18 protein-coding genes and 1 tRNA gene are annotated in these 15,446 nt (G+C 66.4%); 9 read left to right on the top strand and 10 right to left on the bottom strand.

All coding sequences use genetic code 11. The features are described from left to right. Positions 1-46 precede the first annotated feature (46 nt). Positions 47-994: a 2-hydroxyacid dehydrogenase gene (locus DI624_RS07370; RefSeq protein WP_291537118.1), complete on the top strand. Its 948-nt coding sequence runs from the start codon at positions 47-49 to the stop codon at positions 992-994. On the opposite strand, the gene DI624_RS07365 is transcribed toward DI624_RS07370, so the two are convergent. Then, entirely contained in the window at positions 995-1,345 is a 351-nt protein-coding gene (locus tag DI624_RS07365) for a hypothetical protein (protein ID WP_291537116.1), read from the bottom strand. A 50-nt stretch (positions 1,346-1,395) separates the two neighbouring features. Further along, positions 1,396-2,187, bottom strand: coding sequence for an SDR family oxidoreductase (locus DI624_RS07360; RefSeq protein ID WP_291537114.1), 792 nt, complete (start codon positions 2,185-2,187; stop codon positions 1,396-1,398). A gap of 141 nt (positions 2,188-2,328) precedes the next feature. Between DI624_RS07360 and DI624_RS07355 the strand changes: the two genes are divergently transcribed. Beyond that, positions 2,329-2,706 carry a hypothetical protein gene (locus DI624_RS07355; protein WP_291537113.1) on the top strand — a complete coding sequence of 126 codons (378 nt, stop codon included), beginning with the start codon at positions 2,329-2,331 and terminating at the stop codon, positions 2,704-2,706. A 158-nt stretch (positions 2,707-2,864) separates the two neighbouring features. On the opposite strand, the gene DI624_RS07350 is transcribed toward DI624_RS07355, so the two are convergent. Together DI624_RS07350 and DI624_RS07345 are read right to left on the bottom strand one after the other, a co-directional pair. Further along, on the bottom strand, positions 2,865-3,155 hold the full coding sequence (locus tag DI624_RS07350) for a hypothetical protein (protein ID WP_291537112.1): 291 nt from the start codon (positions 3,153-3,155) through the stop codon (positions 2,865-2,867). An 88-nt stretch (positions 3,156-3,243) separates the two neighbouring features. Further along, positions 3,244-3,678 carry a helix-turn-helix transcriptional regulator gene (locus tag DI624_RS07345; RefSeq protein ID WP_291537111.1) on the bottom strand — a complete coding sequence of 145 codons (435 nt, stop codon included), beginning with the start codon at positions 3,676-3,678 and terminating at the stop codon, positions 3,244-3,246. An 86-nt stretch (positions 3,679-3,764) separates the two neighbouring features. On the opposite strand from DI624_RS07345, the gene DI624_RS07340 reads away from it, so the two are divergent. Continuing rightward, a complete protein-coding gene (locus tag DI624_RS07340; RefSeq protein WP_291537109.1) occupies positions 3,765-4,025 on the top strand; it encodes a helix-turn-helix transcriptional regulator in 261 nt (86 codons plus the stop codon). 162 nt (positions 4,026-4,187) lie between these two features. Here the strand turns inward: DI624_RS07340 and DI624_RS16110 are convergent, their stop codons facing one another. The 6 genes from DI624_RS16110 to DI624_RS07315 form a co-directional block, all read right to left on the bottom strand. Next, on the bottom strand, positions 4,188-4,985 hold the full coding sequence (locus tag DI624_RS16110) for an Ivy family c-type lysozyme inhibitor (RefSeq protein WP_367142097.1): 798 nt from the start codon (positions 4,983-4,985) through the stop codon (positions 4,188-4,190). 64 nt (positions 4,986-5,049) lie between these two features. Beyond that, a complete protein-coding gene (locus DI624_RS07335; protein WP_291537107.1) occupies positions 5,050-6,048 on the bottom strand; it encodes an SOS response-associated peptidase family protein in 999 nt (332 codons plus the stop codon). Continuing rightward, positions 6,041-6,616, bottom strand: a complete 576-nt coding sequence (locus tag DI624_RS07330) for a hypothetical protein (protein ID WP_291537105.1) — start codon at positions 6,614-6,616, stop codon at positions 6,041-6,043. The genes DI624_RS07335 and DI624_RS07330 overlap by 8 nt, the downstream gene beginning before the upstream one ends. Positions 6,617-6,800: 184 nt before the next feature. Next, positions 6,801-7,715, bottom strand: a complete 915-nt coding sequence (locus tag DI624_RS07325; protein WP_291537103.1) for a hypothetical protein — start codon at positions 7,713-7,715, stop codon at positions 6,801-6,803. 636 nt (positions 7,716-8,351) lie between these two features. Beyond that, positions 8,352-9,029 (bottom strand): hypothetical protein, encoded by a 678-nt coding sequence (locus tag DI624_RS07320; RefSeq protein ID WP_291537102.1) that lies wholly within the window; start codon positions 9,027-9,029, stop codon positions 8,352-8,354. A gap of 111 nt (positions 9,030-9,140) precedes the next feature. Next, positions 9,141-9,216, bottom strand: a tRNA-Ala gene (locus DI624_RS07315). Between the two features lie 159 nt (positions 9,217-9,375). On the opposite strand from DI624_RS07315, the gene DI624_RS07310 reads away from it, so the two are divergent. From DI624_RS07310 to DI624_RS07285, 6 genes are all read left to right on the top strand, one after another. Continuing rightward, complete coding sequence (locus DI624_RS07310) at positions 9,376-9,681, top strand: YggT family protein (protein ID WP_291537101.1); 306 nt, start codon at positions 9,376-9,378, stop codon at positions 9,679-9,681. A 104-nt stretch (positions 9,682-9,785) separates the two neighbouring features. After that, complete coding sequence (locus DI624_RS07305; protein ID WP_291537100.1) at positions 9,786-10,667, top strand: 3-hydroxybutyryl-CoA dehydrogenase; 882 nt, start codon at positions 9,786-9,788, stop codon at positions 10,665-10,667. Beyond that, positions 10,664-11,221 carry a phthalate transporter gene (locus DI624_RS07300; RefSeq protein WP_291537092.1) on the top strand — a complete coding sequence of 186 codons (558 nt, stop codon included), beginning with the start codon at positions 10,664-10,666 and terminating at the stop codon, positions 11,219-11,221. The genes DI624_RS07305 and DI624_RS07300 overlap by 4 nt, the downstream gene beginning before the upstream one ends. A 101-nt stretch (positions 11,222-11,322) precedes the next feature. After that, complete coding sequence (locus DI624_RS07295) at positions 11,323-12,552, top strand: DUF418 domain-containing protein (protein ID WP_291537091.1); 1,230 nt, start codon at positions 11,323-11,325, stop codon at positions 12,550-12,552. 41 nt (positions 12,553-12,593) lie between these two features. Continuing rightward, on the top strand, positions 12,594-14,474 hold the full coding sequence (gene cobT / locus DI624_RS07290; protein WP_291537090.1) for a cobaltochelatase subunit CobT: 1,881 nt from the start codon (positions 12,594-12,596) through the stop codon (positions 14,472-14,474). Further along, complete coding sequence (locus DI624_RS07285) at positions 14,471-15,445, top strand: esterase-like activity of phytase family protein (RefSeq protein WP_291537089.1); 975 nt, start codon at positions 14,471-14,473, stop codon at positions 15,443-15,445. Before cobT ends, DI624_RS07285 begins: the two co-directional genes overlap by 4 nt. Position 15,446: the final 1 nt, after the last annotated feature.

Here is a 15,446-nt window from a genome sequence, read left to right as displayed (position 1 = left end):
GCAGCCCCCGACAACAGCATCCGACAGCGGCCCTGGACAGCGTTTCATGAGCATCGACATCCTGGTGATCGGCCTGCCGGCCCTGGCCGACGACATCCTGACCCGACAGGCGACGGAGCGGGGCTGGACCCTGCATCGTCCGGGCGCCGACGGCCTGGCGCCGCCCGAGATCGCCCAGCGGATCGTCGCCGTCGCGGCCTCGGGCGCCGTCAGCGTGGACGCCCGGCTGATCGACGCCCTGCCGGCATTGAAGGTCATTTCCGTCCACGCCGTCGGCTACGACCTGACCGACGTCGCCCACGCCCGGTCGCGCGGCGTGGTCGTGACCCATACGCCCGACGTTCTGAACGACGACGTTGCGGACATGGCGCTATTGCTGGCGCTGGGGACGCTGCGGCGCCTGCCGGCGATGGATGCCTATGTGCGCGCCGGCCGATGGGCGTCGGAGGGGCCGCCGCCGCTGTCGCGCCGCGCGACAGGTTTGAAATACGGGCTTCTGGGTCTGGGCCGCATCGGCCGGGCCATCGCCGAGCGCCTGGCGCCCCTGGCGGGAGAGATCGCCTATCACACCCGTCGCCCGGTCGGAGACGCGCCATGGCGGCACGTGCCGGACCTGGTGGAACTGGCGGGCCAGGTCGATGTGCTGGTCGTCATCGTGCCCGGCGGCGCCTCGACTCGCGGCCTGGTCTCGGCCGAGGTGCTGGACGCCCTGGGACCGAACGGCGTGCTGATCAATGTGGCGCGCGGCGAGGTGGTGGATCAGGACGCCCTGATCGCGGCCCTGGCCTCGGGCCGACTAGGCGGCGCCGGCCTGGACGTTTTCGCCGACGAACCGAACGTCCCCCAGGCCCTGATCGACAGCGAGCGTTGCGTCCTGGCGCCCCACGTCGCCTCGGCCACTGTCCAGACGCGCCAGGCCATGGCCGATCTGATGATCGCCAATCTGGAGGCCGTTCTGTCGGGCCGCCCGGCGGTCAACCCCGTTCCCGACTGATCAACGCCCCGAGGGCGCGCGCGGCATAGGCGTCTGCGGCCGCGCTGGATCGGACGAAAGCAGGTTGCGTCCCAGCGCCCGGCCCTGCCCGGGCACGTCATAGCTGATCGGCGTCGGACAGTTGTTCCGGTCGCGCAGGTCGAACAGCAGATAGCGTCTCGCCTCGCCCTCGTCCCGAGACAGAGGACCGGGGCGATCGGTCGCCGCGCCGGCCCGGCGCCGTTCGGAACCGCAGGCCGGCATGGCGCGGTTCACGACCGGCGACGGCCTGACCGTCGCCGGATCGACGACAGGGGCCGAGTGAAGGATGGCCGCGCCATCGACGACGATCCGCATCAGCAGGGACAGCATCGCAAACCTCCGACCTGAGGCGACAGATTACACCCACAACCTGCGATCGCCTAGATCGACTTGACCGCCCCGCCGTCCAGCCGGATCAGCGAGCCGGTGATATAGGCGGCCAGGGGACTGGCCAGAAAGGCGGCGGTCGCGCCGAACTCCTCGGTCGAGCCAATGCGGCCGACAGGGATGGACTTGACCGAGTCCGCGCGCGCCTGCTGCGGCGTCATGCCTGTCCGTTCGGCCGCCGCCCGGTCCAGACGGTCGATGCGCGGGGTGTCGATCCGGCCGGGCAGCAGGGTGTTGACCGTCACTCCGTCCGGCCCGACCTCGTTCGCCAGGGTCTTGGCCCAGGCCGCCACCGAGGCCCTGAGCGTATTGGACACCCCTAGAGCCGCCGACGGCTCGACCACGGTGATGGAGGCCACGTTCAGGATCCGCCCCCAGCCGGCCGCGCGCATGGCCGGCAGAACCCGGTCGGTCAGGCGGAAGATCGACAGCACCATGGATTCGAAATGATCGCGCCACACCGCCGGCTCCAGTCCCGACACGCCGGACGGTGGCGGGCCGCCGGTGTTGTTCAGCAGAATCTCTACCGGCCCGCCCAGTTGCGCCTCGGCCTGGTCGACCGCCTTAAGGAGCCCCTCGTGATCGGCCAGGTCCGCCGTGACGAAGCCGGCGCGGCCCGGCCCCATGGCGTTCAGCGCCTCGGCCGCCTCCGAAAGGGAAGCGGCGTGGCGCGACAGCAGGATCACATGGACGCCCTCGGCGACCAGAGCCGTCGCCACCGCCCGCCCCAGGCCGGACGATCCGCCGCAGATCAGGGCGCGTCTATGCTGAAGTTTCAGGTCCATCGTCGTCTCCGAACAAGAAGGCGATCCCGATATCGGGCGCCCGCCCCGCCGAGGCAACGGCGCGTTAACCGATGCGGCGCAACCCTTGTCCCCGAGCGGCCCGCGACGGCCGCCGGGACAGGCCGGGGAGGGCCTAGCCCCATGTCGACAAAGATGACCTCGGGCGTCCGCCGCCACAGCGATCATTTCGAGCCGCAGGACGCCGACCCGCAGGAGCAGCGCCGCCTGCGCGGCCAGCTGGAGCAGATCGACTACGCCGCCTATGTCGCCAACAAGGAGGTGATCGGCCAGGCCTTGACCGGGGTCGACGCCGCCTCGCTTCAAAAACTGGCGGTCATGACCGCCGCCGCCCGCGCCAAATGGGTGGCGGAATCGCTGCGCCTGGCCCATTCCGGCTCGGCCGCGACCCCCGACCAGATCGCCCGCCTGACCTGGGCCCGCACCGCCTTCGACGAACTGGCCGAAGCCTACGAGGCGCTGCGCCGCATGATCGAACGCGGCTACGTCGCCCTGCGCTGAGACGCCGCGCGCCGCCCCGCCCCTGACCCATCGCTCAGAAAACGCCTGGTGGAGCCGAGGGGAGGCTCCACCAAACTCCCTCGCTAAGCGAAGGTTCAAAGCTAATGACCAAAGATCAGCGCCTGTTGCAGTGTGCGTAGCAGAAGTGCGTAGCAGCGTCAGCTTCGTTTGTGATCGGCCCACACCAGCCTCGGTTGACCCCCGGCGAAGGCCAGTCGCCATGTGCCAACCCTACGATCAGCAGGAACTGTCGCATCGCCTAGTGAACGTTCCCCCTCGTCGATCGTCCAGTGAACGCCGAGGTTCGCATACATCTCCGCATGAACCCTCGTCCGTTCGGTCAGGACACCGCAGGAATACGCAACGGCGTCTTGCTGCACGTCACAGACGATCGGTTCGATGCCGGAAACCTGGTCTCCGAGCATGGTGATGAGGTTGTAGGTCGTCATAGTCGCTCCGTGCTTGATTTCGGACGACCTTATCTGTTCACGGACTCGCTGGTTCTGGCTTCGACACTCTCGACGTTGGCGATCTTCATCACCCTTGAAGCGTGGCGACCAGCCTGCCGATCTGCTCCGGGCTGAACTCGGGGTCGGCGTTCTTCGTGGCGAGCCGTAGGGCGTCGATCATCAGCGCCTCATTGGACGAGACGGTCCTGCGCTGGAGCAGTTCGACGAAATCAGCCGGAACTTCCTTATCCCGGTCGCGCTGCTGAGCGAGCCATAGGCGATAAAGCTCCGCTGGATCGAGACCGAGCAACGCTGCCAGAGCAGGGATCCGGGCGAGCGGGACTGGCGTCTGTCCGGTCCTCCACATGCTGATCATGTTTGGTGCCCCCATGCCGAGGCGATCGGCGGCCTCGGCGTTGGTCAGGCCCAGCGATGACCACCGGCTATCCAAGAACTCAGACAGCGGCGTCGGCGATTTCCCGTGCGCAGTCCTAGCGCCGCCCCTGCGTTTGATCGTGTCCATACTCGCTCCAAATCCCACATACGCTCCCATGATAGAAGCAGTCGCGCCGACCTCTAGCCAACGCCTTCCACGAGGGGAAGGCGACGATGCAACGAGTGTGGGTTCAGCCCCCCTCCTACGAGACGGCGGTTAGCCTCTTGGTAGAACGCCGTCAGTCGCTCGGGCTTTCGCAGCGAGACTTGGCGGCGAAGATGGGGAAGCCATACTCGTTCGTGGCGAAGGTTGAAACGAAGGGGCGGCGGCTCGATTTCGTGGAGTTCGTCGCCTACGCACATGCGCTCGGGCTGCGTCCCTCCGACCTGATCTCAGACGTGGCAAGCGCGCTCGGCGATAATATCGTCTTCTGATCGGGGAGCGCTGGACGAGCCGAACATCCAGTTTCAACGCGAACGCCTATTTCGCAAAACGACCCGTAAAGGCCCTACAACGCCTTCTGCGGCGGGCCACAAGGTAGAAGGCGGACGACCCGGGCTAGTCCCTATTCGCCTGCTCTACACTGTTGATCCGGATCAGAAACACGTTGTGGCGTCGGAACGATCCTCAAGGAAGAACTGTAAACAGCGGGCTTCCGGCTCAGTTGGCGTTCCCACTCGATAGTCGTTGATTTCGCGCCTTTCATTGGTGAGTCGCACGAGGCCGACCACTCTGCCTTGATCGCGAGTCAACAGCAGGACGGCTTCGTTCCCACCACAGTTGTGGGGCTCGCAGACCCACCCATACAGATACTCATCACCGTTCACGCGCACATTTCTGACCTCCGCAGCGGTCCCGCTGAGCGATCTAACCCAAGGACGGCCCTGAAGTGGAAGGCTGGCCGTCTGCTGACGCCAGAGGGAGTATGCCGCAGGATAGTTGGTAGGGACGTTGAAGGTGTGACCCCGCGCCGATACCAACGTCGGGCGTGGCTGCAGAGCCGGTGGAGCGCTGTTAGCAGGAGAAGGGACGGAAGAAGCCGGCGGGTGGGTGACGACTACCGTGACAGTGCCCGGCAGAGCCAAGTTCTCTCTGACCTGATAGGTTATCGACGCATCCCCTATCGTTGCGTCGCACGTGACTTGAGAAAGAGACGCGTCTCGCCCCGCGAAGGTGATGGAGCTTACGGCACCCTTATATTCGCTCGTTTCGGAAGTGAGTGCCGCCAGAGTCGCCTGATGTGAGCAGGCAGCCGGAAGGCCATCTCGCAGTAGAGCAGCCACCGTAGAAACTTCCGGTGCTTGATCGCAGTTGGCTAGTAAAGCGGCAGTTCCGATAATCAGGTATTTCCGCACGGCAGGTCCTCCAGTGAGTTGCAGCGGCGTAGCCTGCATAGCTTGAAGCATTGCACTCACTTAGATCCGCTTTCCACCCATAGCCGACATACAGCACGTCCGCTCAGGGGAAGGCTTTCTCCACGTTGAACCTGCCGGCTGGCGACGACACCAGCAGCTCGCGCTGCGGACGCCGGAGGTCCAACCAGCCAACGCCGCGCGCCTGATCCAGCACGACGATCTGACGATCATGATACGGTGCTATGTCCGACCCAGGTTCAGTTGTCAGCATGGCCCATGCCCCATCCTTCACGATCCCGGCAATCCAGAACCAATCCTTGCCCGTCATCGTAAACCGCCACTTGGTTTTTCGCTTCTGTCCAGGCTCTGCATCGGTGAACTCGTAGAAGCCATCAGCCGGGATCAGGCATCGCGCGTCCGCCCAACCGCGCAAGGCGTCGCCGCCATTTCGCAACATCGGCTCGAGCTCCGCGATACCGAGCCGCTTCAGCAGCTGAACGCGTTCGGCCTGCGTCTGAACATCCTTCAGTCGGTCTGCAACGATAGGCAGCAGCTCAGCAGCCGTATCGACACCGTTTAGATCCTCTTCGCTGATCCCGAGCTTTGCAAAAGCAGCCTTCACCTTGCCGTCCCCGACTCCCGTCAGGAGGGCGCCAAGGCTGGCGTTCAACCGCTCTAGCCCACCCTCCATGGCTTCAATCGGAACACCCGCTTCATCAGCGCTGTAGCGCAACTCTTGAAGCGCCTCCACAGAGACGCCGATGCGATCCGCGACATCCGTCAAGCCAGCCGCCCACGAGGCCGCCTCCCGGAACTGCACAGCCGCCGCAGCAGCGGCCAGACCTGCGGCAGCCAGTCCAGCGCCAGCGGCGATGCCGACAGGGCCAAGCCCTCCCAAAGGCCCGGCGAAAGCTGCTAACTCCCCCCGAGCGCCGGCGACCACATTGTCCAAAGCGCTGATGGCGCGAGAGGGTTGGCGCATCGAGCGATCCAGTTCCCTGGCCATTCGGCTGCCTTCTGGCCCAATGCTGCGCAGACCCGCCTTGACCTCGTCGGCGCCCTTCAGGGCGATCCGAAGATTGATGCCGCCGCCATCAGCCATGGGCCACGCTCCGGCGACCTTCGTCGATCGCTTCAAACGCGAGATAGGCGGCGCCGATGTCGTAGCCATCCAGATCCGGCCGACGATCTTCGAACGTGAGGAGCGCGTTATGGAAGTCTAAGCCCACGCCCGCGACCCACAGGTCCGGCGAGCTATCGAATATGGACCAGCACAGGCGACAGGTTTCGGAAGTGACTTCCACGACCTCGCCGGCAGCCCGCGCCGCCAACGGCTTGGCCATAGCGCGGTACTCAGGTCCCGCGACAGCGCGGCTTTCCAGCCAGGCCAGGAAGGCGGTCAACACCAGTGGCGAACCCGGTTCGTTGTAGATCAGCGCCCTTTGGATGTCGGCCGCGTCGTTGAACTTCAGCGCCCGGCCGGTGACAGAGTCTTCCATTCCTTCCCAGCCGCGTAAAAGAGCCTGGGCGTAGAAGCAGGCGGCGATGATCGAGGCGCGGCCCACGACGTCGCCAGCGACGCCATCAGCCGACACGGGGGCCTGCTCTATCGCCAGAAGCTCGGCAGGGTCGTGGATCCGCCGCATAGCGTCCGCCACCTGGCGCGCCACTCTTAGCTTAACAAGGCCAGATGGCACTTCGAGCTGCCACCTCACCCCAGGCGCCATCGGGTACCACCTTGGCTCCCACGCCCCATGCCGTGCCTTCATCGTGCTCTCCGTTCACCTGCGCGGGAGAGACCATCACAGCGACGGCGGTTGACGACTACGGCGGAACTTACCTCGGCCGGCGCACCTAACTATTGTCGCTGACCAGACGAATGTAGGCGGCGCCGAGATCCGCAGTAGGCGCTGGCGCTGCGCGGGACGCCGCCCTCCGTAACTTGGAGACCTTCCGCATGAGAGCGTCTTCACCGGGCAAGGACACACCGTGAAAACGAGGATCGCGTGCTGTCTTTGCCTCCCACGCCCTGCGGGCAACGTCAGTATTGGATGGAGGCTCTGCGAGTTCAGATTCAAGATCTGCAATGAAGCGCTGGAGCACTTCGGCAAGGTTGCTCGGGCCGACTGATCGAGCTGAGGCGAACGCCCCCTTTCGGTGGCTGTCTCTACGATCTTCGGCCACGATGTCGCTGACTTGGACCGCGCGGAAGAACGCCCCCTGCTCCCACGCTTGGGCAGAAGCCGATGTTACCATCCACTCTAAGTGGCGGCTCGCTGCGCCGAGATCGCCGCTCTTGAAGGCATCGGCAAGCACTCCTCCCGGTGAAGTCATTCTACGCGATATGGCCGCCATTTGCCGTGCCTTAACGGCCGCCTTGCTCGCCTCGATCGCCCAAGCAAGCGCGCCATATGGACCGCCCGCCTCAGCGCGCAGATCTGAAGGCAAATCGAAGAACTCTGGCGGATAGCCGAGCACAAAGGCCACGCGAGCCTCTTCTGAAGCGCGGTCCGGCCACACTTCGTGGTCTTCGTCCGCGAAGATGAACCACAAGCCGTCTACATCTCGTCCGATGAAATGCTGACCGCACCCCCGAACGAACCCGGTTCGCGAGAGTAGATCGCCAGCTCGTTCAGCCATGGCTGGCAGCTCGTCATATGCCCAAGGTCGATCCAGCTCCTGATGCAACTCCATGCCTCCGAACTCAGTGACCGACACAGCAGGGTTGAACTGACCGGCTGGCTTGAAGCCGGCACTTAACTTCTCCATTCGACGCTTAGTCGCCCCCGCCGCCAGCCCGAAACGAACATCCAGGGGTACTGGCCGGGGCGCAGGCTGCGTGGGTATCAACAGGGGCTGCCAGTGCGCGACAACAGAAGCTCCACCTCGACCAGGAAGTTTAGCTGGAAGATTCACCTGATTTGGATCGGGAGACATCCCGCAAACTTACCCGACCGATACGCAGGAGAACATGCCAATTCTTCTAGACACGCACAAAAACATCCCGCCGTCTGAAAGTGGGGACGAAGCATCATCGCGCGTGGATTTTAGCCCGAACAATAGTTCCCACTAGTTCCCACTAAAGAAGAGAATAGTGGGAACTATGGCACCGCAGATTGTCCTGACCCGCCGCCTCCATACGCCTCGGTTCCCAGAGTTCCCGGCGTTCCCATCCGAAACGTCAACCGCTCGGTCAACCGTCAACCAGTTTTGTAAACCCGCGTACTAGAAAACGCACACGCCCAGCTCGACCGTATTGCTCAGGGGACGGGGAAGGACCCGCGAACCGGTCGCGCTTCGCAGTGTACGGATCCGATAATGTCCCCATGAGCGCGGCTCCCGATCGACAGCCCGCCGCCCAACTGGCGCGCGAGTGGGGCCACCTGCCCCCCAAGGGTGCCGCGACTAAAGGTGGTAACGGATTGGGTCGCTGACCAACTCGTGTGGAGTGATCGTGCTGTGGATTTGCCCGGCGGCAGAAATGACACGCACGAACGCCGGGGGGCCGATCGTGGAGCCAAGCGATCCGGCCGCCTTGACCACGTCTTGCGCCCAGCGTCGGGGTGCTACCGTGCTGTGCGTAGGATCGTCCCGTAGGCTTCTGGCCATGGCGTCGATGGCAACTCGATCTGACCCCGGCGGCCCCTTGGCAATCACCATCTCAGTGGCGCTGTTGCGACGCCATGCCGAGTTCGGCTTGCCCTCACCATCCCGATAATCAATCCAGTGAATGCCAGCGCCACGCTCGTCATAGCTAGCGAAGATCAACGTCATTCCCCAGTCAGGCTGGCCGCGGGCCGCGAATAGTGCTCGCTGCTGTTCGTACACCACGGCGCCTAAGGGCTGAATTTTGGGTAATAGCCCTTCGATATCTTCAAGATCCAGAGGTGGTAGATCTCTTACGCGCTCCCACACAACGTCGGCTTCGGGTCCCCCATAGCCGAACTTGGCCGCCGCAATAGTCGACGAGATCTGCAACGTCTTATCGAAAGACTCGACCTGGCCGGTTGTCAGGTTCGATCGCCGACCATCTGAGCCAAGGATCGCCGCGTCCTCGAGTGCGGCTGCAAATAGGATCGTCATCGCTTCCTGCTTATCCAGCGCTTATCAGAGTCTGGGATCTCCGCTTGCACCCCGGAAGCGAGATCCATAACTACCGTTAAATTGTTGTCTTTACTGGAAGAATTCTACGCCTGGTGGAGCCGAGGGGAGTCGAACCCCTGACCTCGTCATTGCGAACGACGCGCTCTACCAACTGAGCTACGGCCCCGTCCGGCTGGATCGGGTTCACAGGCGAGGGCGGACATAGAAGGCGGGCGGCCGTGGTGTCAACGGGCTTGTGCGCGCAATCGGCGCAGGGGCGACACGGGCGTTGTCGGGCGGGGGACGAACAGGCTAGAAGCGCCGTTCCGGCAAGGAGGCAGGGTTCATGGGTTACGCGATCGTCTGGTTGATCAACACCATCGTCAGTCTGATGATCTGGCTCATCATCGCCCAGGCCATTCTGAGCTGGCTGGTGGCGTTCGACGTGGTCAACTATCGCAACCGCTTCGTCTATTCGGTCGGGACTTTCCTGGACCGGATCACCGCCCCCCTGCTGGAGCCGTTCCGGCGCATCATTCCCAACCTGGGCGGCATCGACATCTCGCCCATCGTGGTGATCCTGCTGCTGCAGTTCCTCAGCGTGCTGTTCAACCGCACGGCGGCGCCGGCGCTGATCCAGCTGTTGGGCTGAGGCGACACGGGCGGGCGGAATCTGGCCTTCGAGCGTCGATCCGCTCTTGCGCCGCGCGCCGTCCTTCCTAAAGGTGCCCGCCCGACCACTTTCGACCACGGTTCATGAGCACGATCTCCACAGTCGCCATTCTGGGCGCCGGACAGATGGGCGCAGGCATCGCCCAGGCCGTCGCGCTGGGGGGCTATTCGGTGCGGCTGTACGATGTCGCCGCCGGACGTCTGCCGCTGGCCCAGGGGGAGATCGCCGCCAGCCTGGCCCGGCAGGCGGGGCGGGGCCTGGTGGATCGGGCGGCCGCCGACGACGCCCTGGCCCGCATCGTCCTGACCGGCGGGATCGCCGAGGCGGTCGCGGGCGCCGATCTGGTCATCGAGGCGGCCGTCGAGGACGAGACGGTCAAGAAGGCCATCTACGCCGAGGTCGTGCCCCACCTGAGGCCCCAGACGCTAATCGCGTCCAACACCTCCTCCATCGCGATCACCCGTCTGGCGTCCGCGACCGACCGGCCCGATCGGTTCGTGGGCCTGCATTTCATGAAGCCGGCCCCGACCATGAAACTGGTCGAGATCGTGCGCGGCATCGCCACCTCGGCCGAGACCCACTCCGCCGCCGTCGCCTTCGCCGAGAGCCTGGGCAAGACGACCACGGACGCCGAGGATTTCCCCGCCTTCATCGTCAACCGCATCCTGGTGCCGATGATGAACGAGGCGATCTTCGCCCTGTACGAGGGCGTCGGCAACGTCGCCTCCATCGACAAGGCGCTGAAGCTGGGGGCCAACCATCCGATGGGGCCGCTGGAACTGGCGGACTTCATGGGGCTGGACGTCGTCCTGGCCATCATGAACGTGCTCTACGACGGCCTGGCCGACAGCAAATACCGGCCCTGCCCGCTGCTGGTGAAATATGTCGAGGCGGGCTGGCTGGGACGCAAGAGCGGGCGCGGCTTCTACGACTATTCCGGTTCGACGCCGGCGCCGACGCGATGAGCCGGTTCGAGACCTATTCCGACCTGCCGGGACAGGCGGTCATCGCGGCGCGCCCGGCGCCGCTGTATCCCATCCTGGCCTGTCTGGCGGGGGCGGCCTGGCCGCCCCTGTGGGCGACGCTTCTGGTCTGGCCGCCGCATGCGGTCCTGCCGGGACGTGACATGGACTGGCGGCTGGTGGTGCTGCTGATCGGGCTGATCGCGGTTCCCCTGGCCCTCTATCGCATCCTGGCCGAGCGCCGGCGCGACGGACGGCCGGGCACGCGGCTGGGCGTGGTGTGGCGCTTCATGCTGTACGGCGGCCTAGCGGCGGCCGCGGTGCAGATCGTCATGGCCGTGGCCATGAGCGTGATGGGCTGGTTCGAGGCCGGCGACGTCATGCAGGCCCTGGGGGCCACGGAGACGACCCTGCTGATCTTCGGCGTCGGCGGCCTGCCCATCGCCATGGTCGTGGGCGTCAGCTACGCCCTGTGGGCCGGCCTGTGCGCGGCCTTCATCGCCTTCGACACCCGGCCTGCGGTCAAGGATCGCCTGGGCTTGATGCCCAAGGGTTGATCGCCGACGCCCGGCGTCGCGCCGGGAATCGACGCGGGGATTGACGGGAAGGCGTGGCGCGCGGAAAGCTGGAGCCGATCGAGGATCGGGGGGTCCGCAGAATGCCGCACTCGCAAACCCGGCCGGACGCGCAGGCCGAGCCCGCCGCGGAACGCATCGCCACCCTGGACCTGGTGCGCGGACTGGCGGTGCTGGGCATATTGGCGGTCAATGCGGACGGCTTCGCCGTCACCCTGTCGGCCTATGGAAATCCGGGACTGTGGCCCTTTCCAGAGACAGGCGTCTCGGCGGCGGCGCAGTGGATCGTGGACGCCCTGTTCCACCAGAAATTCATCTCGCTGTTCTCGATGTTGTTCGGCGCCTCGCTGTTTCTGGTCGGCGGGGAGCGCGGAGACGTCCGGCGCGGGCGCCTGTTGCGGCGACGGCTGTCCTGGCTGGTCGCGATCGCCCTGATCCACGGGCTGGCGATCTGGTGGGGGGACGTGCTGTTGCTCTACGCCTGGTCGGGGCTGTTCGTGATGCTGGCGCGGTCGTGGCGGCCGGTCGTTCTGTTTCGGGTCGGGCTGGTGTTGTTCGGCCTCTTTTCCCTGGTGCAGATCGCCGGGCCGCTCAGCCTGCAGTTCGCGCCGGCCGATGTGCAGGCGCGGATCGCCGCTCAGATGACCCCCGCCGCCGCCCAGATCGCCCAGGTGAAGGCCGACATCGCCGATGCGGCCGGATCCCTGGCCGGCGCCTATCGCCAGAACTTCAAGGCCTGGACGCAGTTGCAGCTGTCCAGTCTGACAATCTTCGTCTTTCCGACCGTGGGGCTGATGATGATCGGCCTAGGGCTGTTCAAGACCGGATTTTTGAGCGGCGCCCTGCCCGCGCGCCTGTACCGCCGGGTCGCAGCGGCGGGGGCGGCGGCCCTGGTCGTGGTCTGCGGCCTGACCTGGACGGACGATGTGGCGCGTATGGAGATGATGTGGACGGCGGGGGTCGAGGGGCTGCTGAACCCGCTAATCGGCCTGGCCTACGCCTCGGTCCTGATCCTGATCTGGAAGGCGGGACGGGCGGGGGCGCTGAGGCCGCTGGCGGCGACGGGGCGGATGGCCCTGACCAACTATCTGGCCCAGTCGATCATCATGACCAGCCTGTTCTATGGGGGACGGGGACTGGGGCTGATGGGACAGGTGGATCGGCCGATGCTGTGGGCCGTGGTTATCGGCGTCTGGGCCCTGCAGTTGACCTGGTCGCCGCTGTGGCTGTCGCGCTTCCAGATGGGGCCGACCGAATGGCTGTGGCGCAGCCTGACCCACGGGCGGCGGCTGCCGCTGCGAAAACCGGGCTGACGGCGCTTTTATCGCCGGCGCGAACCGACTAACTGAAGGGCATGGCCGCCCCGGACACCCCCGCCGAAACCTTCAAGCGCGCGCTGGGCCAGACCGCGCGGGCCCTGGCCGAACAGCCCGAGCTGGAGGTGGCCTTCGGTTCGGACGGGCCGCGCCTGGCGAACGGCGTCCTGACCCTGCCCCATCCGCCGCGCGACCCGTCCGGCCCCGAAAGCGCGTCCCTGCGCGGCCAGGCCGACAGGCTGGCCCTGCGGCTGGCCAACCACGACACGGCGGTCGACGGCCGGATGCGGCCCGCCGACGCCAAGGCGGCCGAGGTGTTCGATGCGGTTGAACAGGCCCGCATCGAGGCCGTCGGGTCGGAGCATCTGGCCGGGGTGCGCGACAATCTGGGCGCCGCCCTGGCGACCCGGCTGGAAAAGACCGGCGCCCTGAGGATCAACGAGGCCGAGCGGGTGCCCATGTCCGAGGCCTTGGCCCTTCTGGTGCGCGAGCGGCTGACCGGGCGTCCGGCGCCCGACGGGGCCAAGGCCATGCTGGACCTGGTGCGCGCCGGGATCGAGGCCAAGGCCGGCGGCCGTCTGGACGCCCTGACCGGGATCGCGGACGACCAGGAGGCCTTCGCCCGCAAGATGCACGAGGTGCTGCGCGCGCTGGACCTGGACCCAGGCGACGGACGCGGCGAGGACGCGGCCGAAGACCCCGGCGACGAGGAGCCCGATCCCCAGGATCCCGCCGCCGACGACGATCAGGACCAGGAGGAGGAAGAGGACGGCGGCGAAGGCTCCCAGTCGATGGAGGGCGACGCCGACGATCAGTCTTCGGATGATGAGCGAGAAAGCCGCCCCGACGGCGCCCCCGCCGACCCCGACGGCGAAGGCTCGGACGAAGGCCCCGAACTGCAGGAGGGCCAGCAGCCCAACCGGCAGCAGGCCGCCGACGACGGCCACGCCGTCGACGTCTACCGCGTCTTCACCACCGCCTTCGACGAGGTGGTGGACGCCGCCGACCTGTGCGACCCGGTCGAGTTGGATCGGTTGCGCGCCCTGCTGGACGGCCAGCTGGCCATCCTGTCCAGCGTCGTGTCGCGGCTGGCCAACAAGCTGCAACGCCGCCTCCTGGCCCAGCAGAACCGCGCCTGGATCTTCGACCTGGAAGAGGGGATGCTGGACACCGCCCGCCTGACGCGGATCGTCACCGACCCGACCGCCCCCCTGTCCTTCAAGGCCGAGAGCGAAAGCCCGTTCCGCGACACCGTCGTCACCCTGCTGCTTGACAATTCCGGTTCGATGCGGGGACGGCCGATCATGGTGGCGGCGGTCTGCGCCGACATCCTGGCGCGCACGCTGGAGCGATGCGGCGTCAAGGTCGAGATTCTGGGATTCACCACTCGCGCCTGGAAGGGCGGACAAAGTCGGGAAGCCTGGATCAGCGCCGGCAAGCCCCCCAATCCGGGGCGGCTGAACGACCTGCGCCACATCATCTACAAGGCCGCCGACGCGCCGTGGCGCCGCGCCAAGAAGAGCCTGGGCCTGATGATGCGCGAGGGCCTGCTGAAGGAGAACATCGACGGCGAGGCCCTGCAATGGGCGCATGGCCGCCTCTTGGCCCGCTCCGAGCAGCGCCGCATCCTGATGGTCATCTCCGACGGATCGCCGGTCGACGATTCGACCCAGTCGGCCAACGCCGCGCTTTATCTGGACAAGCACCTGCGCCAGGTCATAGCCGAGATCGAGAACCGATCGCCGGTCGAACTGCTGGCCATCGGCATCGGCCATGACGTGACCCGCTGGTATCGCCGCGCCCTGACCATCGTCGACGTCGAACAGCTGGCCGGGGCCATGACCGAGAAACTGGCCGAATTGTTCGAGAACGAAGGGGCGGCGCCCGCGCGCCGGTCGCGCCGCAAGGCGGCAGCATGAGCCGTTTTCGTCGTCTGGCGGTCCTGTGGGCCGCCCTGTCGCTGACGGCCTGCGCCGCGTCCCTGGGCGCGCCGCGTCCCTATCCGCTGGCGGCGGACGGCTGGACCCCGGCCGCGGCGGAACTGAGAAGCGTCGGCCTGGGTCTGCCCGGCGGGGCCAAGCTGGCGTCCGGCGTGCATTTCGCGGGCGGGCTGAACATCCTCGCGGCGCCGACCTCGCCTCTGCACAGCCTGTCGGACCTGAAGCTGACCGGCGACGGCGGCCTGATCTCGGTGTCGGACGTGGGCGACCTGGCGCAAGCCGACATCCGGCTGGATGGGCAGGGGCGTCTGATCGGGCTGGACCGTCTGCGCACGCGGCGGCTGACGCTCCAGGACGGCCAGCCGATTTCGGACAAGTCGGACGGCGACGCCGAGGGTCTGGTCCTGACCGAATCCGGCGATCTGCTGGTCAGTTTCGAGCGGCGTCACCGAATCTGGAACTATGGTCCGCTGACCGGGCTGAGCGACCGGCCGACGCCGGTGCGGTCGCCCGACTTCGCCTTCGCCGAGAACGACGGGATGGAAGGGCTGGCGGCGGCGCCGAACGGCTGGCGGGTCTCGGGCGAGGCCGGCGGCCTGTGGGACTGTTCGCCCGCCCGCTGCGTCGTCGTGACGCCGCCGCCCGGCGCCCCGATCCCCGACAGCGAATACCGCATCACCGGTATCGACCGCGATCCGTCGGGGCGGGGATGGTTCGTCGTCCAGCGCCGCTATCGCGCGCCCATCGACGCCCGCGCCCATGTGCGTCGCCTGGCCCCCGACGGAACCCTGGGGCCGGTGCTGATCGAACTGAAGCTGCCCGGCGTCACCGATAATTTCGAAGGGATCGCCGCCGAGACCAGGAACGGCAAGACGCGGCTCTACATCCTGTCGGACGACAACTTCAGCCCGGCCCAGCGCACCCTGCTGCTGGCGTTCGACCTTGGCTGAC

This window comes from Brevundimonas sp. (assembly GCF_003248455.1).
In the GTDB taxonomy this organism is placed as follows: Bacteria; Pseudomonadota; Alphaproteobacteria; order Caulobacterales; family Caulobacteraceae; genus Brevundimonas.
This window is presented reverse-complemented; position numbering and strand designations above follow the sequence as displayed.